13 protein-coding genes and 5 pseudogenes are annotated in these 24,650 nt (G+C 58.0%); 12 read left to right on the forward strand and 6 right to left on the reverse strand.

All coding sequences use genetic code 11. The features are described from left to right. Nucleotides 1-52: 52 nt before the first annotated feature. Entirely contained in the window at nt 53-175 is a 123-nt protein-coding gene (locus tag EN869_RS32565; RefSeq protein ID WP_127230881.1) for an exopolysaccharide production repressor protein, read from the forward strand. Between the two features lie 576 nt (nt 176-751). Here the strand turns inward: EN869_RS32565 and EN869_RS32570 are convergent. Next, entirely contained in the window at nt 752-2,554 is a 1,803-nt protein-coding gene (locus tag EN869_RS32570; protein ID WP_126097331.1) for an ABC transporter ATP-binding protein, read from the reverse strand. Nucleotides 2,555-3,191: 637 nt separating this feature from the next. On the opposite strand from EN869_RS32570, the gene EN869_RS32575 reads away from it, so the two are divergent. Further along, a complete protein-coding gene (locus EN869_RS32575; protein ID WP_126097332.1) occupies nt 3,192-3,938 on the forward strand; it encodes a LuxR family transcriptional regulator in 747 nt (248 codons plus the stop codon). 16 nt (nt 3,939-3,954) lie between these two features. On the opposite strand, the pseudogene EN869_RS32580 reads toward EN869_RS32575, so the two are convergent. Next, a pseudogene (locus tag EN869_RS32580) lies at nt 3,955-4,190 on the reverse strand (transposase); the annotation flags it as partial. A 718-nt stretch (nt 4,191-4,908) separates the two neighbouring features. Between EN869_RS32580 and EN869_RS32585 the strand changes: the two are divergent. From EN869_RS32585 to EN869_RS32595, 3 genes are all read left to right on the forward strand, one after another. After that, complete coding sequence (locus EN869_RS32585; protein ID WP_224571099.1) at nt 4,909-5,625, forward strand: SPASM domain-containing protein; 717 nt, start codon at nt 4,909-4,911, stop codon at nt 5,623-5,625. 1,054 nt (nt 5,626-6,679) lie between these two features. Beyond that, a complete protein-coding gene (ectB, locus tag EN869_RS32590; protein WP_126097333.1) occupies nt 6,680-7,936 on the forward strand; it encodes a diaminobutyrate--2-oxoglutarate transaminase in 1,257 nt (418 codons plus the stop codon). Next, nucleotides 7,929-8,768, forward strand: coding sequence for a hypothetical protein (locus tag EN869_RS32595; RefSeq protein ID WP_126097334.1), 840 nt, complete (start codon nt 7,929-7,931; stop codon nt 8,766-8,768). The genes ectB and EN869_RS32595 overlap by 8 nt, the downstream gene beginning before the upstream one ends. A gap of 1,921 nt (nt 8,769-10,689) precedes the next feature. On the opposite strand, the gene EN869_RS32605 is transcribed toward EN869_RS32595, so the two are convergent. Continuing rightward, complete coding sequence (locus EN869_RS32605) at nt 10,690-11,967, reverse strand: 4-aminobutyrate--2-oxoglutarate transaminase (protein WP_126097335.1); 1,278 nt, start codon at nt 11,965-11,967, stop codon at nt 10,690-10,692. Nucleotides 11,968-12,779: 812 nt separating this feature from the next. On the opposite strand from EN869_RS32605, the pseudogene EN869_RS35350 reads away from it, so the two are divergent. The 5 genes and pseudogenes from EN869_RS35350 to EN869_RS32625 all read left to right on the forward strand — a co-directional run. Continuing rightward, nucleotides 12,780-13,130: pseudogene (locus tag EN869_RS35350) on the forward strand (IS21 family transposase); the annotation flags it as partial. Next, nucleotides 13,126-13,443 carry an ATP-binding protein gene (locus EN869_RS35610; RefSeq protein WP_281015805.1) on the forward strand — a complete coding sequence of 106 codons (318 nt, stop codon included), beginning with the start codon at nt 13,126-13,128 and terminating at the stop codon, nt 13,441-13,443. The pseudogene EN869_RS35350 and the gene EN869_RS35610, both read left to right, overlap by 5 nt. Nucleotides 13,444-13,633: 190 nt before the next feature. Beyond that, complete coding sequence (locus tag EN869_RS32615; protein ID WP_126097336.1) at nt 13,634-15,274, forward strand: acetolactate synthase large subunit; 1,641 nt, start codon at nt 13,634-13,636, stop codon at nt 15,272-15,274. A gap of 292 nt (nt 15,275-15,566) precedes the next feature. Beyond that, nucleotides 15,567-16,196 (forward strand): annotated as a pseudogene (locus tag EN869_RS32620) (transposase); the annotation flags it as partial. Nucleotides 16,197-16,297: 101 nt separating this feature from the next. Then, on the forward strand, nt 16,298-17,320 hold the full coding sequence (locus tag EN869_RS32625; protein ID WP_126097337.1) for an IS110 family transposase: 1,023 nt from the start codon (nt 16,298-16,300) through the stop codon (nt 17,318-17,320). Nucleotides 17,321-17,633: 313 nt separating this feature from the next. Here the strand turns inward: EN869_RS32625 and EN869_RS32630 are convergent. From EN869_RS32630 to EN869_RS32640, 3 genes and pseudogenes are all read right to left on the reverse strand, one after another. Next, nucleotides 17,634-18,077, reverse strand: a pseudogene (locus tag EN869_RS32630) (helix-turn-helix domain-containing protein); the annotation flags it as partial. A 192-nt stretch (nt 18,078-18,269) separates the two neighbouring features. Then, entirely contained in the window at nt 18,270-19,499 is a 1,230-nt protein-coding gene (locus EN869_RS32635; protein WP_126097338.1) for an acetyl-CoA carboxylase biotin carboxylase subunit family protein, read from the reverse strand. A gap of 1,706 nt (nt 19,500-21,205) precedes the next feature. Next, nucleotides 21,206-22,224: pseudogene (locus EN869_RS32640) on the reverse strand (integrase core domain-containing protein); the annotation flags it as partial. Nucleotides 22,225-22,935: 711 nt separating this feature from the next. On the opposite strand from EN869_RS32640, the gene EN869_RS32645 reads away from it, so the two are divergent. Together EN869_RS32645 and EN869_RS34860 are read left to right on the forward strand one after the other, a co-directional pair. Continuing rightward, nucleotides 22,936-23,940 (forward strand): ATP-grasp domain-containing protein, encoded by a 1,005-nt coding sequence (locus EN869_RS32645; protein WP_126097339.1) that lies wholly within the window; start codon nt 22,936-22,938, stop codon nt 23,938-23,940. A 487-nt stretch (nt 23,941-24,427) separates the two neighbouring features. After that, on the forward strand, nt 24,428-24,650 hold a 223-nt coding region (locus tag EN869_RS34860), incomplete at its 3' end, for a hypothetical protein (RefSeq protein ID WP_210212877.1).

A 24,650-nucleotide genomic window follows, 5' to 3' on the forward strand; every position in this document is an offset into this window, starting at 1 on the left:
CACTTCATCTTTTTGTCGGCTCGTGGGGCTGGTCCTGTGCAGCAATGCGTCGATGGTTTACTTCGCTTTGGATTCGCTCCGTGTGGCAGTCGTCACGACGCTGGCCTGTTCGCTGCTGCTTCAGGCCGACTACTTCGGCTGCGTGCTCTTTTTCGCGGACGTCGATGATCTGTAGAACTGTTCATTCGCTCCGCAGAGGGCCGGCGAATCCAATCTCTTCCTAAGCCCGTTGGCCGTAATCGAAAGACACGAGGCCGGCGAGTTCGTGCTCAGCTGCCACAGTGCTAGCAAGGGAACGGAATCCAATCCCGGAGCAGATGGCGAGAGTTGAGCGAAGACTGCGGTCGGAGCTCCTGCGCTTCCGGGTCTCCAAGGGGACGACTGTGCGAACCGAAGGGACTTTGAAGCGTTGACGTGGCCGGCGTGCGGTAGGTTGGGCCAGCGACAGGGCTCCCAGCCGGCCTGTGCTGACTTCGCTTCCTTTGGCGAAATGTGGGTAACGGCGAGGGCCGCACTCTTCCCGGGCCGTCGACATTCCCGCCCTTTTGGTGCGTGCGCCGTTAGGCGCGACAATTCGGTGCCCGCGTGTAACTGCGCGCATTCGCCGAAGCTTAGACGTGGTGCATTCCCGCTCGCCCGTTTGGCGGACAGTTCCGGCCGTGCTTGTTTTGCCGGCCTAACGCCCGCCGCTCGTCACTGCCACACCCCTCTCCGGCAACGGCTCGGCGCATCGCGCAAGCCGGTTTAGCGATCAGGCCAGGCCCTTCGCGAGTTCCAACGCCTGCCGTTCGAAGAGGCGGCGGTAAATGCCACCATCGAGATTGATCAGGGCGGCATGATCGCCGTCCTCCATGATGCGGCCACGGTCGAAGACGAGCAGCCGATCGAGCGAGCGGACGGTCGACAGCCGGTGTGCGATGACGAGTGTGGTTCGACCCACCATCAACCGATCCACCGCTTGTTGAATGAGCACCTCGGATTCCGAATCGAGGCTCGATGTGGCCTCGTCCAGAATCAGGATCGGCGCGTTCGCGAGGAAGGCGCGCGCGATCGCCACGCGCTGGCGCTCGCCGCCGGAGAGCTTCAAACCCCTTTCGCCGACCAATGTCCCATAGCCCTTCGGCAGGGGCGCGATGAATTCGTGGGCACTTGCCAGCCGTGCCGCTTGCTCGATCTCGGCCTGGCTCGCGCCAGGCCGGCCATAGGCGATGTTCTCGGCAAGCGACCTGTGAAACAGGATCGGCTCCTGCTGCACGATCGCGATCTGCGAACGAAGGGACTCTTGGGTCACCTCGGAGACGTCCTGACCGTCTATCAGGATCCGGCCGCCGCTCAGGTCGTAGAGTCTCTGGATCAGCTTCACGAATGTTGTCTTGCCGGAACCGGAGGGTCCAACCAACCCAACCCTTTCGCCAGCTTCAATCGACAGCGAACATTCGCTATAGAGCGGCAGGGGATGGTTGGCGTAGCGGAAGTGGACGTTCTCGAAATCGATACGGCCGTTCGTGATCCGGATCGGCTTGGCCTCTGGACGATCGGCAACATCCACCTTCTGATTGTGGATGGCCACCAGTTCTTCCATATCATTAACCGAGTGCTGCACGTTGCGGACATGCATGCCGGCATCACGCAGATAGCCCTGCAGGACGATGAAGGACGTGAGAACATATGCTATCTCGCCCGGCGTTGCCTGTCCATGCGACCACAGAAGCAGGGCATATCCGACCACCGCCACCCTGAGCGCAACCAAAGTTACGCCTTGGGTTGAGCCGATGATCGTTCCGCGCACCCAGCTCCGGCGCGCGCGGTGCCGCCATTTCGTCATGATATTTGCAAGCCGCTCGTCTTCGCGAACCTCTGCGCCGAAGCCCTTGACCACAGCGTTGCAACTGACCGCGTCCGCAAGCGCGCCGCTGAGCCTTGTGTCCCATCGGTTGGCAAGGCTCGCCGCTGGCGCGACATAGCCGAGCGACAGCGAAATCGAAAACGCAAGGTAGACGAGAGAGCCGCAAGCAAAGATCACGCCCATGACCGGCCAGTGCCAGCCGAGCAGCACCGTCGAGCCGATCAAGATGACAAACGACGGGAGCAGCGTGACGAGTATCGTGCTGTTGAGGAGGTCGAGCGCCCACATGCCGCGCGTTATCTTGCGCACTGTCGAGCCGGCGAAGCTGTTTGCATGCCAGTCTGTCGAAAAACGCTGCACATGATGGAACGCTTCGGTCGCGACATCGGAAATCATTTTCAACACCAGGTCGTTCAGGCCAATTAAGGCGACGTGGCGCATGGCAATGGAACCGAGTGCCAATGCAATCGGTACAGAGAATGCTGCAACAGCTGAATCCGAAGCTGGTGCTGCCGCATTAGCAGCACGAGAAACAGCGTCGATGAGTCGGCCAGAATAGAGCGGCATCAACACGTCAGCCAGCGTGGAGGCGAGCATCGCGGTCATGATGATCGCGAGCCGGGCCGGCTGCCTGTTCCAGAGGCGAACAGTGAAGGCGAAAACGTCGCGACAAGTGGCGCCGCGCCCATGGACGGGGAAACGTCTCATAGTTTCCAAGCGGGCGCATCAACACGCTCGGTCCCAAAGACGATAAAAGACAAAACTGGAATTTCGACCTCCCCCATAACAGCATCAATTTTGGCGGGCAGCTCTTGCCGCCTCACGACGGTGAGTTCAAAAGTCGTGCCAACTGAGCGGGAACATCCGAAGGACAAATTCAGCAGGTTACCGAGCCTGGAGAAAGTCAGCCGCCATCCAGTCGAATACGATTGCTACGGCTGCTCAACTCGGGAGATTGGAAAAGAAGGTCGATGTATCGATTGAATTTTGAGCTTGTTCTTGCCTCGATCAAATAAGTACAGTTGCAATGCAGCTTTCTCAGGCCCGGCACTTAGGTGCTGATTTCAAAAGCGCGCCGCGAATACTTTCCTGCCCATATTCCGTCAATCGAATGCTCGACTGTCGGATTGTGCGCTCCCCGACACAGTGCTGTCGGTTCGCCTCCTGGGTACCTCCCCCGTCGATTGACGACCTGAAGGAGAAGCTTCGCTCGCAAGCTGGCACGACTCTTGAGGGTACTCCAGGTGGCGGAAGGAACTCCGGCTCGAGTCCCGTTGACTTCGGATGTTGCGAGGCTGGGTTGGAGCAAACTGTGCACCAATGAGAACGCAATGAAGGAGACATCATGGAACTCCGGCGGATTGCGGTGGAGTTAGACCTATTCCTCAAGATGACTGATGATGTCGCTCAATCCGAACAGTTGTTCGAACTGTTGTCTGCGTTTGCGCTGAATTTCGATTGCCCGTGGATTGCCTATGGGCCGCTCGCATCAGAGAGGGCTTTCAAGCCGAACCGAGAGGGTTCTGTGGTGATGTGGAATTATCCCGCTGAATGGCAGGAGCGCTACTCGAGAATGGGCTATGCCAAAATAGACCCCCTCATCAAGAAAGGTCGAAAGGAGGCGGGACCCTTTCGATGGAGCGAGGTGTATACTGATGAAAACATAACTGAAGATGGACGCCGCGTCTTGGACGAAGCAGCAACATTCGGCTTGAGGTCAGGCGTTACCGTCCCATTACATGGCCCTGGTGGCAGCTTTAGGTTTGTGAGTTTTGCTCAATCCTCGGACTGCGAATTGCAGAATAGAGCGATCACCTACCTGCAAATGGCCGCGCTGCGGTTTCATCGGATGGTTACGAAGTTCGACACTACGACTGCGTCGGAACGAGCTCATAACCTGTCTCCGAGAGAAATAGAGTGCATTGATTTGGTGTCACAAGGAAAATCATCTTGGGAAATAGGAACTATTTTAGGCAGATCACGAAATACGATAGATTTCCATTTAAAAAATGTAATGCGGAAGTTGGATGCGACCAGCAGAACGGTAGCTGTTGTAAAAGCTTTGAACCTTGGGATTATCGAACCGCCGTAGGTGCGCAGCTAGTTCTCCGCCCGTAGTAGCGCGCGTGATAGCCGAGACGCTCCGGCGTGCGCTCGCTCTTCGAAGCACCCAGCGCCTCGTCCATCTCGGCCTCGAGCACCTCCTGCATCACGGCGCGAATCACCTCGTGCAATCCATCCGGCTTCGAAAGCAAAATGTCGTTGACGCTGCTATGGCGGATTTATCTTCAGGCTTGGTCCTGGTGGCGATGCTGAGTTCGCTTCGCTGAGATTGGGCGGTCATGACAGGGTGGTGTTCAATGTCACCGATTCCTGGAAGAAACTACCATCCGTATTAAGCGACTGACGATGAGTGATGTGTGTCCAAAATCTGACAGCTGTCAGAAAACATGTCGGGTTCAATACAGCGGAGCGTCTTAGCTCTGTCGGGCTTTTCGAAGCCTATCTCGCAGTAACTGCGCGCCAGGCGCACTAGCTCGGCCTTTGCTGGTCGATGTGCGGCAATATAGTGTGAGGGCTGACCCGCATGAGAACACGGAACTCGCTCGATGAAGGATGATCGACGGCATCCAGAAAGCTTCTCTCCGGCGGGTTCGAGGGTGCTGCGCGCGCATCTCGGCGACGGGCCAGCGACCAACGGTTGAGGCTACATCTCCGGAGCGAGTGATGCCTCGAAAGATGCAATGCTGTCTCTGGTCCGACGCGCTGGAAGTTTGTGAAGGTCGGCCCGGCAAGTCGGTGAACCGGGCGGCTTAGGCTGCCAAAAAGGGTAGATGTCTGCGTTGCCTCGGTAGATCAGCAGGCGGTATCAGAAAGCCAAAGGCACACGCACACCATCGTGGCGCTTCGCAGGAAGTAGATGGGAGTAATCACCAGTGATTTTACCGGAACTTCGCTCAGCAAACACAGCCGGCAGGGTTTTGGAGATAACGACGACCACGGGATGCGTCGTAGGATGTTCATATTGTCCCCAGGACAAGTTCGCGGTCCGGCAAAGAAAAGTGTCTCATGCGAGTCATCTGGATCTTGAAGATTTCAAGCGGTGTCTGGCCCGCGTACCGACTTCCGTCGACATTGGTTTTGCGGGATACTCCGAACCTTGGCTCAATCCGGACTGTACCGAAATGGTGGAGCACGCCTTCGCCAAAGGCCATGGCATCAGGATTTTTACGACGCTGGTGGGAATGAACGGGCAGGACCTGCAACGATTGCAAGCCTTGCGCTTGGGCGTATTCGTGGTCCATGTTTTCGATGACGGCACCTACATGAACAGCCGCCTGGTCGGAGACAAGTATCGCGATCTGGTTCGTCAACTCGTCGACGCGGACATCCCCTTGATCCGATTCGTGGCCTTGGGCGAGCCCCACCCAGATATAGCCGACATTATTCCTACCGAAGCCCTGATAAAAGCGCGGCCGGTGAGCAGTAGGGGTGGAAGCGTCGACCCTAAGATCGTTGCACCACGTCAGCCAGTGGTCGGAGCCCTAACCTGCGTGGACGCACGACAGTATCGGAATGTTCTTCTTCCAAACGGCGACGTTACCCTGTGCTCTATGGATTTTGAACGGCGTCACGTATTGGGCAACCTTCTATATGAGGGTTACTCCGCTCTGTTTGAAAAGCCAGTTTTTCGCGAAATCGTCGACCGCATGAATGGAGCAGATGGTTTTCTGCTTTGCAGGATGTGTGAATTCGCCGACCCAAACGACCGGACCTGAGTGCATGCCGGCCGAGAGGGCGTGCCTGGCAGTGCGGATGGCCCCACGACAGATGCACCTGCCCGCGACGCCATCGTGTTTTCACGTTACGCCAGTATGTTCCTGTAGGCGCGGCAGTGGGTCTCGAGCATTTCGGAGACGAGCTCATCGAAAGGTCTTCGCCTTCCAACCGAGCTTGTCGGCCTGCCTAGCTTGAGGTAACGCCGATCACAGGTCAACCATCGGTCGGATGGAAACAGTGTTAGTCGATCCCGATCAGAGCTTGATTGCTTACTCACGGCTCACCTCGTCAACGCCTTCACCCTCCCGGACGATCTCCTTTTCGACTCGCCTGAAGGCAGCAGCCCAGCTGCGGCCGGGGATGGTTGCCGTCGCGGTAGTGGACGTTCTCGAAACCGATGCGGCCCTTCGCCAGCGCGTCTCCCGGTTGCTTCCGCCTGGCCTACGAACGGGCTTTCCGTCAAGGGGGTCCACGGCGGCCCCGCCCTCTTGATCCGGCGGCTCGGGCCAGTCATCGCGCAAGAGATCGGAATCCGCATTCTTCTCAAAGAGAGCGTGGCTTTCGCTGTGTCATCGGTCATCAAATAGTTTCTTGAATCAGGTTGGTGTCCGCAGCCCGAGGTTGAACGGCGAATATTGATGACCGCCGCGAAGCCGCTCGCTCGCTACGGCGCTATTGAGGGGGCGCGCTCGCGAGCGGCTTCGCTACCGCCGAGCTACACAACCTCTGGCGACGCGACCCTGCTAATCGTCCTTGGACTCATTCATTGTCCGGAGGCGCTATGGGTAGCGATGGGTGGGTACGTCAACTACCTGATGCCATAGTATCGGTGCTTTCGCGGAAGCTATAGAAGCCATCTTGTTGGAGCACATTCTCTGAAGGCATCCGAATGGAGGGCAACGCAACCCAACAATATTCGATGAGGATCCCGGCATCACCAGACCAACGAAAGCTTCGGTATTCTGCTTCAATGTTAAACGGCGAACATCTGCCGCAAACCACTAGCCATTAAACAGCTCTCTTCTTTGAACGACTATGTGCAGAGGACTTAATATGAACGGCGACGCTTTCACGGCTCATGAATCTAACGTTCGTCGTTATTGCCGGGCGTTCCCCACCGTCTTTACGAAGGCCCTTGGGGCGACGATCTGGGACGAGACGGGTAAGCCCTTTATCGATTTCCTGGTGGGTTCCGGCGCACTCAATTACGGGCACAACAATCCGGATATTATGGCGCCAGCGATTGAATATCTCGTCGGTGAGAACATTCTTCTGTCGCTTGATATGCATACGGCGGCAAAGCGTGACTTCATTGAAGGGTTCGTCGATTGGATCCTGAAACCCAGAGGCCTTTCGTACAAGATTCAGTTTCCTGGGCCGACCGGCACGAACGCCAACGAAGCGGCGCTCGCGCTGGCGCGAAAATGCACCGGCCGCTCGAGCGTCATGGCCTTTACGAATGCGTTTCACGGGATGTCGCTCGGCTCTCTGGCGGTGTCGGGTTCGGCCTCAACCAGGGAACAGGGAGGCGTTGCTCGCCACGATGTGATCCGTGTTCCCTATGACGGTTATCCGAGCCAAGCATTCGATTCCGTCAGCTACATCGACTGCATTTTGAGTGACCCGGGGAGCGGCATAGAAAAGCCTGCCGCAATCATTCTGGAGATCATCCAGGCAGAAGGCGGCATGAACGCCGCATCCACGGCTTGGCTCACGGAAATTCAGCGAATTTGCCGCACGCACGGCATTGTTTTTATCGTCGACGACATTCAGGCGGGTGCGGGCCGAACTGGCGATTTCTTCTCATTCGAGTCCGCGAAAATCGAACCGGATATTGTGTGTCTTTCTAAGTCGCTAAGCGGTTCAGGTAGTCCGTTGTCCATCGTTCTGATTCGACCCGACTTGGACATATGGAAGCCCGGAGAGCATAGCGGGACCTTCAGAGGCAACAATTTCGCCTTCGTGACGGCAGGAGCCATGTGCAAGATGTGGTCGGATAGGAAATTTACTGCAGGTGTCGAGCGGACAGCCCTCAGGCTGCAAACGCACCTCGATCGCTTGGTTGCGAAATTTCCAAGATACATCGAACAGAAGCGCGGCCGCGGTCTGATGGCCGGCTTGAAATGCCGTTCACCGGCACTTGTCGGCCGCGTGCACGATGTCGCATTCGAAAATGGCCTTCTTATCGAATCCTCGGGGCCAAATCGCGACGTTATCAAAGTCCTCCCGCCGATAACCATCACCGATGCCGAACTCGATCGTGGCATCACCATCCTTGACCACGCACTACAGGAGCAGGACAATGCCTAGTCAGATATCTCAAGTGCCAGCCATCTCCCCGGTTTCGATCAGAGAACGGATTGGCTCGATCAACACTGCGGAGATCATCTCGGTCCTGAAAGGTGAGCTCACCGCTCTGCACATCAAGCAAGCTTTCAGCACCGAAGTAGCCGAGAAGATCACCACGAACTTTGTTGGTAGTGCCGGTCTCAAGGAGCGTAACGATGGGGTGCCCGGACAATATGTCGGCGCATCACACTACAGGAAGGATGCAGCCACTTATTTTGCAGATGCGGAAGCTGCGCGACCTTACGTCAACGCCCTTTTTGGGAATTTGGTTGACCCAGTCCGAGCCGTATTCGGCGCGTTGAAGCGCGAGCTTCACAGCCAGGGTATCGAATTGCGGCTCGCCCGTTCGGAACGCGGCAAGGCCAATGTCTGTCGCGCCCTCAGTTGGACTGGCACAGGCATGTTTTCTTTGGCCCCCCACGACGATGTCGCTCAAGTCCTATGGGCTGGTAACGATTACGAGCTTTCTGCGGTGGCGCACAATACCGTCGCAGCGCTCAACTTTTATCCCAGTATGCCCGAGGAAGGTGGCAATCTTCGCCTCTGGAGCCATAAGCCGAACGTCGCCGACCGAAAGTCGCAGGATGTGGAGACAACAGGATATCCCTATTCGGCAGCCTATCTTGAAGCCGTTCCTTGCCGCGAGATCCAGCTCAAGGCCGGCGATATCGCCCTGATCGATGGCGGCTTCGTTCACGGGGTTACCGGTCAACCGGGCAACGGAAAGCGTCGCGTGCTGCTGAATTGCTTTTTCGGATTTGCGCGGCCTGATCTTGTTCTCTGGTGGACCTGAGGGGCTGCCGACAGCGGCCCACTGTTTTTGCCGACAGTGAAGTCATCAACTGCTTCATAGGATGCCCCTAGTCAAAGGCCCTTCGGACATCCGGCCGGGAAACTCATTCCTTGCAGATGAACTCGCAGGTCGTGGGGCCTTTGAGGGTCTTGGGCCTGTGACCTTGCCCCTCTGATCTAATCCGGGTTGAAATTCGCTCTGGCCATCCGGGAGGATCAGGGCAAGGAGCGCAGCCGCTTGTCTGAAGAGCACATCATCAGAGTTTTGAAGGAACATAAGGCCGGGTGTCGGTTGCCGATCTGTGCGCCGCCAAGCACGTGGTCAGCGACGCCTCGATTTACAACTGAAAGGCCCGCTTCGGTGGATGGATGCTCGAGCTCCGCAGGATGCGCGGCTGAAGCGGCTTCGCCATGTTCGACCATGCCTCATTGAAGGATCTTATGGGAAAGGATGTATGGTCTGCCCCGCTGATGCAAGGGTTCGTGACATCGTCGACGACGATTCCAGTCGCATAAATGTATCCTCTCGCGAGTGGACTGCTGTTGCAGCCGCGCACGCCGTTCCCAGAAATGGTTCGGGCACGAGCCCGTTTTTTTCACAGGGCTTATGGCATGCTGATCCACGGCTCCGGCTGGGTCCATGACTATTCCCGAGCCTTGCAATCAACCGCAAGCGTTAGGTGAAAGCAGGGTCCCTGCGTTCTGACGATACGCACCGTCTTGGCGGCAAAGGCAACAACGGCCTTGTTCGGGTGCATCCGGCTCTGAAGACCATCAAGCCAGCATTCAGCCGATCCCGGTGTTCGATCCAGATGACGGAAGCACGATCGCGCGCCATGAACGAGAAGTTTGCGAACATAGCGGTTCCCGTTGCTTGATCATACCGAGGAGCTTCGGCTTGCCCCGGTCGAGTGTTCCCGCGGGTTAAGGCCAGCCATGCGGGCAATTAGCGAGCCTTCTGGAACTGGCGCCCGCTGCCGCCGGCCGCCGGCCGTGGCTCCGAGTGCCAATTCCCGGAATCGTCATGAGCCGGCGGGCAACATCCTCTCGATCTGCGATCGCAGGGTCTCCCTCTGTCACCTCGCTGATACGCTGCTCCAACCGCCGCAGGTCCGCGGAAAGGTCCGTCTGCGCATTGCCGGCGAGAGATAATTCGACACGTCGTCGAGCACCTGCGATAGGTCCAGCTTGAACAGACCCGCTCCCTGTCCCAGTGCTATGCCGTACTCCAAGCAGAATGCTCGCATCTGGTTGATAAGACGCGTTCGCGTGAGGACCATCTGGTCGCGCACGCGATACGAAGCGTTGAGATCAGTTTGCTCCTCGGGGCAGACCGCATTGTCGGCCGCGTGCGGCTTCGGCGATGGCCTCGGCCTCGATGATGTCGCTTTTGTTCGACTGAACGCGGGCTTCGCAAACTGTGCCGGGATCAGGCGCACATTTGTGCCACAGCGCCTGTAGCTTCCTGACGATCCATTGTGATCCAGCGCAAGGTTCATTGCCACCACAGCAGGCGCCGCCCGCTCAAAAAACTCAGCAACGTATCGCGCCGGAAACGAATTCGCTGGACGGGCTCGCAGTCAGGGGCAACGTCACCTGCGGCGAAGTTGTAGACTGCGGGTTAAGTCGGCAAGATGCCGACGCAGGTTGGCCAGTTCGAACGGAATCAAATGGCTATTTGCGACTTGCGCCATCCTATTTTCTTGGTCCAAACCTTTTGCGCCGGACGGGCGGCTTCGATGGCGCGAGCAGTTCCCACGTCGCTTCTTGTCCCCCGGCGCTAGATCCCCGGTCGGTGGTTGGTGACGTTCAAATGTTCTTCCGTTAACGCACTGCGTACCACTCGCCCGCTATCATCGCCTTGTCGGCAGCATTGAGGGCTGCCTAAGCCTGGAAGAACTCGTATCAGAACTTTCGCGCGGTCAGACCTCCTGAGCACATGCGCGCAATGTTTCTTCGAGGATGTCGAGTGCTTCGGCAAATACTGAGTCCTCGATAGTGATCGGGGGGAGGAAGCGGATGACGTTTCCATAAACGCCGCAGATCAGGAGGATGAGGCCCCTCTCGAGCGCCTTCTCGCGGACACTATTCGTGAATTCTACACTAGGTTTTCTTGAGCCGGGGACCGTGAACTCGATCGCATTCATGAGACCCATACCACGGATGTCGGCGATCTGCGGAACGACATCCTTCAGCGATTGCAGCCGCCGTTTCAGGCGTACGCCGAGTTGTTCGGCGCGGTGGCACAAACCCTCTTCTTCGATCACGTCGAGGACAGCATTTCCCGCGGCGATGCCGATCGGGCTGCCACCATAAGTGCCACCTAGGCCGCCCGGTCCCGGTGCATCCATAATCTCGGCCCGACCGGTGACAGCTGCTATAGGAAATCCGCCGCCGAGACCCTTGGCCATGGTGGTGATGTCCGGAAAGACACCGAAGTGCTCCATGGCGAAGAGCTTACCGGTTCGGGCAAACCCGGTCTGTACTTCGTCTGCGATCAACAGGATGCCGTGTTTGTCAGCGATTGCGCGCAGCTGATCCATGAATGCACACGGCACTTCATAAAAGCCGCCTTCGCCCTGCACTGGCTCTACGATAAACGCAGCGACGCGGTCGGGATCAACATCAGCCTTGAAAAGCTTGTCGAGCACGGAGAGCGATTCGTTGATCGTGGTGCCATGGAACTCTATGGGGAATGGGACGTGGAAGACGTCGGGCACCATCGGCCCGAAACCGGCCTTGTAGGGCTGGACCTTCCCGGTCAACGTCATACCCATGAAGGTGCGGCCGTGGAAGGCGCCGGTGAAGGCGATGATCGCGCTGCGGTTTGTAGAGGCGCGGGCGATCTTGACGGCGTTCTCGACGGCTTCAGCGCCGGTTGTGACGAAGAGCGTTTTCTTTTTGAAGTTGCCAGGCACGGCGTCATTCAACCGTTCAGCGAGCCGGACGTAGTTCTCATAAGGCACGACCTGATGGCAAGTATGCGTGAAGCGGTCGAGTTGGTCTTTCACCGCTGCAACGACCTTTGGATGACGATGGCCGGTGTTGACTACTGCTATGCCTGCGGCGAAATCGATATAACGCCGTCCCTCCACGTTCCAGATTTCGGCATTGAGCGCCTTGTCGGCATAAACCTGTGTAGTCACGCCGACCCCGCGGGCGATCGCATCGGACCTGCGAGCCGCAATATCAGTATTCATAAAAAAAACCTCAAAAGTGATTGCGCAAACAAAGACGCCCCCGATATGCGATCATTCCGAGGATCATAACGCTTTCGACGGCGAGACGGTCCTGATCTGGATCAAGAGGCCCCCAAGATTCTGACGAACTGAGTCTCCTCTTGGGTGCTAGTCAGCTATTGGCCACCTTAGCAACGAAAGGACTGACACGCTCACCCTTGCTGCGAAAGATGCTCGTGAACGGCGAGCCATCGACCTTGTCAACTTCGGATTCAATCGTCCTCACGCTCAAGACTGCGCACTTTGATGCAGTGGCGGGGAATGGGGGGTCGCTAAATGAGTGGCCGATCTTTCTCAAACACGGTGCTCCTGCTGCAGCACTCTTCCACTCCTCTCCTGAAGCGAGCAAGTGGTATCCTGTTCGAGAGCGGCTTATGGAACATAAGGAGGCGCATCAGCTCCACTGCATATACTCCGAGCTCGCGCAGGAGCAAGCGTCTACGCTCTGATATTGTCGGGTTATCGACTGTGTCGGACATGAGCCACTCAGCGTCATCAGCGCGATCGCATTTTCTTAAATCATTTTCTCTTTGGCACGAGATATGCGGAGCTATTCGGAAACGCGCTGAGGCACGGACCGAGGAGACAATCACCCCATGATGACCGCTCGACCGATATGCGGTCTCCGCCGTGAAAACCGGGTCTCCCGAGCCGGCAAGCCGGCGGGCGGCCGGGTATTTCTCTTGCAGCGGCGGCGGACTTCTGAACCTGCGGCAAGAAGCGTCGGCTGGACGATTTGCTGCGGGAGCCTTTCTTCCGCCATGACAACGCCGGGTTGCTCGCGTCGGCTGCATATCCGTCCCTCGCTTCGGAAGCGCCAGACGGAGTGGTTCGAGAGGATGCAAGTAGCCTTCCCTCGCTTCGGCGGGTCCGACTGTACGAAGGCGCTGGTCGAACATCAAGATGCGGCGACGCTGGAGGTGGGGTTCAACATGCGGCTGCACACTATTTGGCCCCTACGCTGCGGGTTGTGCGCCTCTCCGGGCGTACGAAAGGGAGGGGCGAATGCGGGTCGGCTCCGTCAAGCACAATGCGATAGCCGGCCGCCAGTTCGAGAGCTGGACGGCCTTCGAGGCGCATCTGGACCGGTGGATGCGCGGATTGCCGATCAGCGTGTGCATGGCGCCTGACTTGAATGAGTGGGGGTCAATCCTCATCACCTCCAATCGCTGCGTTGTCGAATGGGGCGGTGCGTTTAGCGGTCCTGTGGTGGCAACCGCGATCCTTGATCGCTTGCTCGATTATTCCATAGTGATTCCCTTCGCGGTTACAGCTACCCGCTTCGTCAAAGCGTCGTTCCGGCCTATTGCAGAAGGCCGGAACGACGCTCAACACCAATTAAAACTGCAAACCAATGAGAGGGTGACCGTGCAAAACATGAGGAGGCGCCCATGCTCATCGCACGTCCCTCCTTCAATGCTGGGCGAAGGGTACTGAATGTTCATGTACCAGAAGAGGGGGCCAAACTGAAGAGCGCGTTAAGTTTGGTTGTGCCGCCCCCGTGTTGCTTCGACCCGGTTCACCCCACCGGCGCAGCAGTTCAGAGTGGGCACAAGTCGCTATTCGCAAACCGCTTGGAAGGTCAGCTCAGAGTGGCTGGTTAAAACGTTAGCCGAGGACGACACCAATGAACGGCGCCGAATTGCTTGTATCTGCACTTGAAAACGAGAACGTTCGGCAGATCTTCGGCGTTCCCGGAGAAGAGAATCTCGACGTTGTTGAAGCACTACGGCATTCCTCGATCAAACTAGTGGTGACGCGCCACGAGCAGGCGGCATCGTTCATGGCGGCTACGCATGGGCGGCTTACCGGAAAGCCCGGTGTCTGTCTGGCTACGCTCGGTCCCGGCGCGCTGAATCTCACGACGGGCGCAGCCTACGCCCTGCTCGGCGCGATGCCCATGATCATGATCACCGGGCAGAAGTGCATACGCAGCCGGACCCAGGCGCGATTCCAAATCGTGGACATGGTCTCGACCATGACGCCGCTGACCAAGATGGCGCGCCAGATTGTCGACCCAGCGACAATTCCGACCATCGTGAGTGAAGCCTTTCGGGTAGCGCAACAGGAGCGGCCAGGGCCGGTCCATCTCGAACTCCCGGAAGATATCGCAGCCGAGAAACTGGCCGTGGTCCCACCGATGGTGCCGCCCCATTTGATCAACCCGCCCGTTGCGGCCAAGGAGGCGTTGGATAGTGCGGCAGAGCTCATCCTGAAGGCCGAGCGGCCGCTGGTGATGTTGGGTGCAGCCGCAAACAGACCGCGCCTGACTGCGGAGCTGTCGGACTTCGTGAGGCGCCTGCAAATTCCGTTCTTCAACACGCAAATGGGTAAAGGCGCGGTATCGGGCGGGTCCCGACTGTACGTGGGCACGGCCGCTTTATCGGAGCGGGATTACGTGCATCGGGCAATCGATCGCGCCGATCTCGTCATCTCGATCGGCCATGACACCGTCGAAAAACCTCCTTTTCTGATGAGGCTGAAAGGGCCGGCCGTCCTCCATGTGGGTTATCTACCGGCGACGGTAGACGAGGTATTCTTCGCATGTGCAGAGGTGGTGGGCGATATTGGACCGAGCCTGAGATTGCTTGCCGACCGCCTCGAGGGAAGGCTGCCCAACGCCGGTGCGCTACTCGGGCTGCGTGAGGGGATCCTGACCAGGATCGCCGACCGGGCGAAGGAAAGCCGGTACCCCCTAACGCCGCAGCGAATCGTGCACGACGTGCGTCAGGTTATGCCTGAGGACGGAATCGTCTGCCTCGACAACGGAATGTACAAGATTTGGTTCGCTCGCAACTACCGCACCCGGGTAGCCAACACGCTTCTCCTCGATAATGCGCTCGCCACCATGGGCGCAGGGCTGCCTTCAGCAATCGTTGCCGCGATGCTCTGTCCGGAACGTCGCGTTCTCGCTATATGCGGCGACGGCGGCTTCATGATGAACTCGCAGGAACTGGAGACGGCGATCCGCCTCGGACATCGGCTGGTCGTGCTCATCCTACAGGACGACGCTTATGGGATGATCCGCTGGAAACAGGCTGTAAATAGCTACAGCGATTTCGGCATGACCTTCGGCAATCCCGATTTTGTCGCTTATGCCAAGGCCTACGGCATCGAAGGCAGACGAATCGAAGGCCCCAACGATCTCGCGCCGACGCTCGAAGCGGCATTTGCGGCGGGCGGTATCCATCTTATCAGCACGCCGGTGGATTATTCGGAAAACATGCGGGTCCTAGTCGACGAATTATCCAGTCAGAAAGACATCTGAGATCCTTTTTGATTGGGTCGTTGTCCCCAAGGTGCTCCTGCACTTTTTCGGACGTCCACGGGTCACTTGTTTCTCTTCGCCGTGGCGCTTGGGCGGCCACATGACGGGATCAGGGAGACGTCTCGATCTGGTTCACGACTGGTTTGGCAGGTTCAGGACACTCAACTAGGTGTTTAGATGGGGTATTCGGCTTTGTCCCACGTCTTGAACGGGTGTTTGAGGTGCTGCTTCGCGCTGATGATAAAACGTGGTCTGCGTGAACAGCCACAAGCATCAGGAAAGGAAGCGCAGCATGAGGCATTATCCCGGACTGGACGTCTCGGTGAAAGAGACGGCCGTCTGCATCGTGGATGAAGGAGGCCGCATTTGCCGAGAGATGAAGCTTGCGAGCCATCCGAACGATCTTGTTGAGGCGTTGAAGAACCCCGCCTGGAATCTGGCCCGGATCGGGCTTGAAGCTGGTCCCTTATCAAATGGTTGTTCAGTGGTCTGGCGGGAGCCGGACTACCTGCAATCTGCATCGTAACCCGTCATGCGAAGGCCTTTCTCAAGGCGCAGGTCAACAAGAGCGACCGCAACGATGCGCGCGGCATCGCGCAGATGATGCGGGTTAATTGTGTTCCGGCCGATGCACGTCAAGACGCTGATGAGCAGGAACGTCGGGCGCCTGTTGACAGCCCGCAAGTTGCTGCAGGAAAAGGCCATCGCAATTGAGAATGACATTCGAGGCCTGTTGCGTAACTTCGGTCTCAGGTTGGCATTGTCGGCGCTGCCAAATTTGGGGATCGCATCCAGGACCTTTCCGGCGACATCCCGGAGCTACGTGACATCATGGAGGTGTTGCTCGCCGCCCGGCAGAAACTTCGCGAGCAATTCAAGGGTGACACGGTTTGCGCGGTTGACGACCGTCCCTGGTGTCGGACTGACCTGTCGGACTGACCTGATGAGGTGGACGGCCTCCGCTCCCGGCATCGCAATGTGCCAAAGTGTGGCTGTCGAAAGTCACATGAGGGAGAGCCGTCCATGGAGAAGGTTAGCACAATCGGTCTGGATGTCGCCAAGCACGTGTTTCAGGTGCACGGCGTTGACGCGCAGGGCGCAGTGGTTGTCCGCCGGAAGTTGCGTCGCGACGATGTAGTCGCATTCTTTACGTCCTTGCCGGCGTGCTTGATCGGCATCGAAGCCTGCGCAACGAGCCATCACTGGGCTCGTGTCCTCACGGCTCTGGGGCATGAGGTTCGCCTGATGCCTGCGTCATACGTCAAGCCATACGTGGAGCGGCAGAAGAATGATGCTTCGGATGCCGAGGCAATCTGCGAGGCGGTCACGCGACCGACGATGCGCTTTGTTCCGACAAAGAGCGAGGAGCAGCAGAGCGTGTTGATGCTGCATCGCGTCCGCGAGCTTTTGATCCGGCAGCGGACAATGCTGGTGAACGCCTTGCGCGGCCACTTGGCGGAGTTGGGCATCATCACTCGTCAGGGTGCTACAGGGCTGAGCATGCTCGTCGCGTTGGTTGAGGACGAGGGGCACGACCTCATTCCCCCGCTTGCCCGATCGGCCCTCTTTCTTTTGGTACAGCAATTGCGTGAGGTGCACGAGAAGGTCGGTGAGCTGGACCGACAGATTCACATCTGGCATCGTTCGCACGAGTTGAGCCGTCGCTTCGAAACGATCCCCGGCATCGGTCCGATCACCGCCAGCGCAATCGTTGCGACCGTGACAGATGCTTCCCTGTTCAAATCCGGCCGGCAACTCGCGGCTTGGCTTGGCCTGGTGCCGCGACAGAACTCATCCGGAGGAAAGGATCGGCTCGGGCGGATCAGCAAGCAAGGCGATCCCTACATCCGTCGCCTTCTTGTTGTGGGAGCCCATGCCGTGCTTCGCTTCTGTCGTAAGGGCAAAGCGGCACCCACTCGCTGGGCTGCCGAGCTTCTGGCGAAAAAGCCGTACAACGTCGTTGCGGTGGCCTTGGCAAACAAGATGGCCCGGATCGTCTGGGCGTTGATGACTACGGGCAAGCGCTTCGCGGATTCACCGGCGTAGTGACGTAGTCGCAGAGGATGCGCAGAGGTTGGTGAGGTGCTGATGGTGTGATGACCGACGGTCGAACCGGGATCGGAAAAACCCGCTCAGTGGGTGCCGCTCAAAAAGCGCGTTGACCTGTCTGGGATCCGATCCGCGGACTTCATCAAGGCCAGCGGCATGAACAGGCCGCACTCAAAGGCCGAATACATGCCTGCACCCGACCAACCTGTCATCAATGTCAGAAAGCCCTTGCCACGCGGAGGCCGTCCATACATGCCACTGAAGTTTCATCCGGCTGCCGTTAGAGCCTCGGCGGGTTTTGCTGCGATACAGAGAGTTTGAACGCCTCGCTCCGGTGCGGCTGCAGGCCGAAGGCGGTCCAGATCCGGCGGATGTGGTATGCGACAGGATGTCGCCGCAGCCATAGAACGGATCGACGTGGGTGGCGTCCTTCAGCGTGGTGTTCAGCGCGCGCTCGATCACCTCGGCCACCTGTGTGTCCGACAGAGTGGCGCGGGCGTCCAGGGCGATACTCATCAGTGGGCCCTTCGATCCAGTCCTGCACGAAACGCCTGCGCCATTTGCCCACCGTGTCTTCATGCACCCCGAGCCGCTCGGCGACGTCCTTGCTCTGAAGACCCTCGGCGCAGAACAGGATCATCCGGCGCTGGTCCGAGAGCGAGGGCGCCGCCTTGTACCGTCGAACCTGGGCTTCGAGAAAGCGCTCCTCATCGCTCAGCGCCACCTTCGTCCGCCACCCTACCTGCCATCGCATCACCTCCCGACTGCTCGGATCAATGAGACGAATACAGTTCCGAATGGCTAGCGACATGCGGCTAATCTTATCGAGGCGGCGACCCCATTATAGACCCCGTCGCTCACCTGCTGTGAATTGTCCAACTATTCGGCGAGAACGTCTGTCAGCTGGCGCTAGCTGCGCCGCTCCAGGGGGGAAGGGACGCAGATTCTAATCTCCATCAGGGGTCGGAGAAGGCGTAATAGACCAATGGATCAAGTCGACGGCACTCTGAAGTATCGCCTCGGTCCCAGCACGGCAGGGTGAAACGGCCATTACATATCCGATAGAGTCTCGGTAATCTCCCTTCCTTACGATCAGCGTCTTGGGTTTGACGTACAACTTAACCTCGGCGACACCGGGTATAGCAGCCGCGCGACTGTCTCCGTCGATCCAATCGAGGATGCCATCGCGATCAGGAAGTAGGGCCCGCCACGCCGCAACATTCGAATGGCTTCTGTGCAAATTCCATTCGTCGCCGATGACAAGTTTGATGTGCTCGCTGGTGAGATCGATGCCGTAAGCCAGCTGAACCGAGAGAGGACCGCCGGAAAGACGCGGATTTACTTCGATGACGACTGGGCCACGCTTTGTCCACCGGAATTCAATATTCGTTGGCCCCCAGCCAAGGTCGAGAGCCCGCAAACAGCTCAACGAAAGATCGGCGATACGCTTGTGCTGGTCATCACTCAGCGGGGCTGGGCAGATGCACTGATGGAAGACGAAATGCGGTGGCGGGCCAAAGTCAGAGGCGACAATTCCAATGACCTCGTTTCCCATCATATGAGCGCAATAATAGGGGCCTTGTGCGAATTCTTCGACCAGTATCGGGGAAGACCGCGTGGGATCCCCGCCCAACAGATAGGTCGTATGTTCGGCCAGCTCTTCCACATTGCGGCACAATCGGACACCGATGCTGCCGCTGCCCACGGCTGGCTTAATAACCACCGGCAGCCCGATCTCCACTGCAAAGCTTTCAACCTCCGTCGCATTCGCTGCCAAGTGATAAGCAGGTATTGGAACGTCGGCCTCCGCGAGGAGCTGACGTTGAGTGTATTTGTCGCAGCATCGTTCAATCGATACGGGGTTCGGCCCCGGTAGATCGAAGTGCTGGCAGAGCTTGCCAACTGTCGCAGAGACCGACTCGTCATTGCCCGCAAAGCCCGTAATGCCAGCAATGTCATACGTCTCACTTAACCGGGAACATTCGCGGATCAGCGCATCAAGATTTTCGGTATCGACTCGGGTGGCCTCAAGCTTTTCCTCCGCAAGATAATCGTACTGAGCTGGATCGGTCGACAGGGTAATTGGATGAAGGCCAAGACGCTGGGCCGCTTTCGTGTATCGCAGGCCCGTGTCCCTTGAATGGCCTTCAATCAGAATAAGCGCTCTTTTTGCCATCGGCGTTGACCTCCATTGCGTGCTGTGCTGTGGTCCGAGCTTAACAGGCATCAGCTTTTGTAGCCGTGCGACCCCGGACATGTGGTAAGTAGCACGGTCAGCTATTTGCAGGCGCAAAGGTTCTGTAAATTCATTTCAAGGAACCGTTACACGACTGAATTGTGGGTTTCTCGGTGATGTTGCGGCACAGCAGGGCAAGGCCCGTGAGCCTGAGCTCGGCCTGAAACTGGGACCCTCAATTCCGTCGCGTCTTTCGGAGCTCCCCTCTTCGGGGGCAACCCCTACACCACGTTTCTGTGCGATGGATCGCGATAGAGCGCATAGCTGACAGAGCGCTTGGCGATGATGTGCTTCACATGCTTCTGACCGTTGCGCGGTGGTCGGTATAAGGATGCGGTCGCACAATCTTCTTGGACCAGTAGCTTTGGGTATTTGCCTGGGCCAGACTCTGGGCGAGATCGATGCGCCTCGCTAAGATCGCGGCGGTCGTAAACCATCTGGGTTCCGCGGCGCGATCAGCTGCGCGATCAGCTATTGTCGGCTTTGTCGAATACGAGACACTGTGTTTTTGTGCTGGGCTTTCTGCTGCACTCTCATTTGACGCTTTGATCGGCAGCCAGAACGGTCTTTTCTGTGCCCTTCTGCCCGGTTGGCACGACTTTTGAAGCTCGTTTGTCGCGAGGCGGCAGGGCTGCCGCCGATCTTCATATCGTGGACACCTGCGAACATCGACGAGTAGAAGGAAATCAGCATGTCAGGTCAGTCTCAGAACGTATCCTGTGGGAACGGAGGGATCGGTAAATCCACAGTCACCAGGATTCGCTCGCTGCTCCTCTCCGCTTCAGGCAGAACCGTCCGAATCATTTGCTGCGACGGCAAGGCCAGAGATCAGTGAGGTGGACAATGGCGCCAGCAGGTGCAATGCGCGGCAACATTCAGGGAAACAAGCATGATTTCACGGCAGCGTATAATCGCAGGTGGCCGCACGCCTATTTTCGCGCGCATCTGGCCTTAGATTATGTGATTTCAGATCGGGCCAAACCGGTCTTTGAAAGGATATTCGCCGAGTATCGACGTGTTCGAAACAAGACTAGTTTGAAAATAATCGACGTCGGTTGCTCCTATGGCATCAACGCTGCTTTACTGCGCACCGATCTCGATCTCGACGATTTGTATGCTGCCTATCTGAAATCCGGAGGATCGCTCTCGGGACGACAGGAGTTAGAGCATCGCGCTTTCTTTCGGGATCGCGGTCTCCGCGACGATATCCAGTTCGTCGGCGTGGATCCATCATTCCGGGCTGTCAGGTATGCGCAGACCCTGGGCCTGCTGGAGGTTGGAGTAACGGCAGACTTGGAAACACGTGATTTGAGCGTCAAGGAACGATGCGCCCTCGAGGATGCGGACATCCTCATCAGCACAGGCTGTGTGGGCTACGCCACCGAGCGAACCTTTGCGCGCGTGTATGACGCCTCGGCGACGTCACGCCCGTGGGTCGTCGCCTTCGTAATGCATCCCTTCAGTTATGACGACATCGCCGCGGCCCTTCGGGGCTTCGGGTTAGAAACTAAGCACCTAGACCAGTTCAGACAGCGCCAGCGCCGCTTCTCCACACTAGTGGAACGGCGCGCAATCTTGAAGGCTATGAGCAAACTCGGCATGGAAGACCGCCTAGAGCGCACGACCGGCTATATTTACGCGTCCTGCTACGTCTCCGCACCGCCAGGCGAAGCTGGCCTGCCCCTATCGGGTGATCCATGTTGAACGTTGGTGCATGCTTGGTCTTTGCGTACGGGTGGCCGGCGTAGCTGGTCCGGGTCTTGTTGTGTTGGCGACATTCTTCGATTCAGATCCGGGATTCCTAGAAGAATTCGCCCTCGAGCAGTTCGTCACGAACCTTCGAGTTGAAGCTCTCGCAATAGCGATTTCCCAGGAGTGCCGGGCATAATGTAGGCGGTTTTGACCCCGACAGCGGCGCCATCACGCGACGCCTGGTCATGAACTCTGGGCGTCATTGGATCGAACGTGGGCCGGGAATGCCGGAGGATGAACAGATCGGAGAGAAGTCGATCACGTCGACGGCCTTCAAGTGGTGACACGCTCTCTGACGACGGTGCCTTGTGAACTCATCGATCACATTGAGCATGCGCATTACCTTCCACTGCTGGTTCGATCCTCGACGAGTCGGAGGACCAGACATTTTAGGATACTCCAGCCGAAGCCGGATGGACAGATCGTCATTGAGTCACAGAGAGACGGCCACGTCTGGGTGCTTCTGAGAACCTTCAGCCCCTCACGCCGCCAGATCCGTTTGAGGTCACCTCCAGACGCAGAGCAGCATCACGGCGACGCGCGATAGGTGTAGCGGCCATATTGGCGGGCGAGCACGATGATGTCGGCGGTCAAAGCCACTTCATCGGAACCTCGGTCCATGGATTTATAAGCACCCGGCGCCCCCGTCATTGGGGAACTCCAAGTTCAGCAACAATATCCAACACGCACGCACGGCGACGGGCGGCGCCTGGAAGTTTCCCCGCGCAGCTTCCGCCAGGATCATCTTGTCCGGCGTCAGGTCGGAGCCGGCGTTCTCGGTCAAGTTCTTTCAGCCGCCTGACCTGATTCGCCTTCACCCCCCCCAAGGTCCGACCAGTGACGAAAGTAGGTAACTTCCGTCACCTATCGTTGGGTTCGCCTCTGCAATCGATTTGCCCTGCAAAATTAGAACTCAACCTGCTGCAGCTTCGTGCCGATCTCGCCCGCATGTCTCTTTCTGGCCAGTTCTTCACTCATGCATCGGCTAGAAAGCAATACCTAAGGGAAGACCTCTCAGACACAGGACAGCGCGGTCGAAGCCTGAACCATGACGAACTCGTCGATGGCCATGACATGGCAGCTTCGAGTGAACTAGTTGAACCCACTCAAGCGGTCGCCCCTCTGCGCGACGACCTGCAATGCGATCGCAGGAACCATCTGCGCAGTGCACTAGGCTAACACTCCGTGTATCCATTAGTGGTCTGCCCCGGCGAACTTAGCGTGCAGCGACGCCGCGGCGAAGTGAAACAGCTTCGCGGCGCCTGTTATTCCTTATAGGCGATCCGCAGATGCCGGCTCCGTGGGTGACATCGCAATCGGGAGTTTCATCGCGACCATACGTTCGAGTGGCATGATAGACGAACGCGGCCATTCAATGTTCCATGTGTCTCGCGTTCACTCACGTCCGATGAAAACGCCTGTGTTCGCAAGCCGACACGCTGAGGTACACGTATTCCGCCAATGCTACGCGAACCACACGGTTTTCCCTCTTTCTCGCACAGGTTTTGGTGGCACGCCGATTGCATGGAAACGATGAAGGCACCAAGTGCCGGACATAGCTGTTCACCTCGATCAGCTAATCTGAACGGTTAAATGCAACATAAAGACATCGAAGGAGTAGGTCATGCGAGTAGCCGTCGTGTGGAATCATGATCATACGGGCGTGATCAACCGGTTCGGTCACCCTTGTCAGGAGGAATACGGCCGCGAGATGGTGGAACGGATGGTGGCGGCGCTGCAAGGGCGCGGCCACGAGACACTGCTGTGCGAAGGCGATAAAGGACTACTCGCCACGCTCGAGCGGTTCATGCCACCTGATCCGCAAGCCCGCCCCTCCGGAATGGTCTTCAACATGGCCGCCGGAATACAAGGCGAGTGCCGTCTCACGCACGTTCCGGCTATGCTCGAGATGGCCGGCGTCCCATACACTGGATCGAGCCCGCTCGGGCATGGGGTGGCGCTCGACAAAGCTATCACCAAAAGACTCATCCGGGATCGCGGTGTGCCGACACCGAACTTCCGCGTGATGCGTACCGGCACTGAGAGCACCGAAGGTATTCGATTCCCAGTGGTAGTGAAGCCGCGCCACGAATCCCTCAGCTGCGGATTGCAGCTCGTGCATGAACCTGCTGAGTTGAGACGCGCCGTGGAAGGTATTGTCACGCAATATGAACAGGATGTCCTCGTGGAAGAATACATTGAGGGGCGAGAAATATACGTCGCACTGCTGGGAAATGGAGAACCCGAGGTGCTGCCTCTGATTGAGCTGGACTTCGGCGACCGTGAAACGCGTCTTGTGACTTGGGAAGACAAGCAGCACATGGCTGTCGCGGCGCCGCAGACCATTTGCCCGGCGCGAATCGATAGTAAGCTTGCGACGGCGCTGCGGGATATTTCGGTTGCGACCTTCCGTGCCTGCCAATGCCGGGACTATGCCCGCGTTGACCTCCGGATCGACCGGTCCGGCCGGCCTTTTGTGTTGGAGATCAACTCCATGCCGGCGCTCGGCGCGAACAGCTTTTATCCCCTGGTCGCGAGGGCCGCCGGACACAGCTTTCCTAGTTTGGTTAATCGCATGCTCGACATCGCCTACACGCGGTACTTCGGAGTCGGCATTCCCCAAGGCTGACGCCCGTCGAGTCGCGACCGCCGGGTGCAGCGTCGGTGACGAAGGCGACATAGAGAAAGCCGGCTCAGATCGCCGCATATCCGACACCCAAATTCAGGCGCCGGCGCTGGCGGTTGGCGTGATCCAGCGGGCAGGCGCGGCTTGTCGCTTTTGGCAATCTCCGCCGGCTTGATGGTCGACAAAGGCAATCAGCGTTTGAATGGCGTTCGAGCCCGTAAGCGGAAGCCTTAGGCAAGATCTCATTGGCTTGCCGAAACTGGCGGTTATCCGCCCTCCGCGAGCTTCTCCGCACCCGCGCGTGGGGTAAGCACATCGCTGTCCACATCCGCCCCTCCTCACCCAGTCCTTGAGCGTCTGCACCATGTAGCCGATTTTGGCCGCGATTGACGACATGGTCGCTCTCAGCGTGACTGGGGAGGTCCCCTCGTGATCCAAACCACCCGAACCGCGCTGGCCGGACCTCGGTTGAAATCGATTTGTTGTTTGATTGGCTCCTGCTTCTCAAAAGTTGGAGCGCCCCGCACGCGGCGCGGTTCATGGGAAATCCGCCGGCTTTCATCGAAAAGTAGCTGACGATGCCTACGACTGGTCGCATGTGCTTTGCCATCTTGAATGGAGTGCTTATATACGCGAGAAGAGCTTGCGCTCCATGGTGGTCAGGCGTTCCGGGCCTTTTTCCGTCACCAGCACCGTCTCGCTGAAGCCCATCC

It is taken from the genome of Mesorhizobium sp. M2D.F.Ca.ET.226.01.1.1 (genome assembly GCF_004022705.2).
GTDB lineage: Bacteria > Pseudomonadota > Alphaproteobacteria > Rhizobiales > Rhizobiaceae > Mesorhizobium.

Bases quoted from the DNA above. Each gene is read 5' to 3' on its own strand.
- EN869_RS35610 (WP_281015805.1), top strand. From the start codon at position 13,126: ATGGCGCCTGACTTGAATGAGTGGGGGTCAATCCTCATCACCTCCAAT.
- EN869_RS32635 (WP_126097338.1), bottom strand. From the start codon at position 19,499: ATGGCAAAAAGAGCGCTTATTCTGATTGAAGGCCATTCAAGGGACACG.
- EN869_RS32615 (WP_126097336.1), top strand. From the start codon at position 13,634: ATGAACGGCGCCGAATTGCTTGTATCTGCACTTGAAAACGAGAACGTT.
- EN869_RS32565 (WP_127230881.1), top strand. From the start codon at position 53: ATGGTTTACTTCGCTTTGGATTCGCTCCGTGTGGCAGTCGTCACGACG.
- EN869_RS32645 (WP_126097339.1), top strand. From the start codon at position 22,936: ATGCGAGTAGCCGTCGTGTGGAATCATGATCATACGGGCGTGATCAAC.
- EN869_RS32570 (WP_126097331.1), bottom strand. From the start codon at position 2,554: ATGAGACGTTTCCCCGTCCATGGGCGCGGCGCCACTTGTCGCGACGTT.
- EN869_RS32605 (WP_126097335.1), bottom strand. From the start codon at position 11,967: ATGAATACTGATATTGCGGCTCGCAGGTCCGATGCGATCGCCCGCGGG.
- ectB (WP_126097333.1), top strand. From the start codon at position 6,680: ATGAACGGCGACGCTTTCACGGCTCATGAATCTAACGTTCGTCGTTAT.
- EN869_RS32625 (WP_126097337.1), top strand. From the start codon at position 16,298: ATGGAGAAGGTTAGCACAATCGGTCTGGATGTCGCCAAGCACGTGTTT.
- EN869_RS32595 (WP_126097334.1), top strand. From the start codon at position 7,929: ATGCCTAGTCAGATATCTCAAGTGCCAGCCATCTCCCCGGTTTCGATC.
- EN869_RS32575 (WP_126097332.1), top strand. From the start codon at position 3,192: ATGGAACTCCGGCGGATTGCGGTGGAGTTAGACCTATTCCTCAAGATG.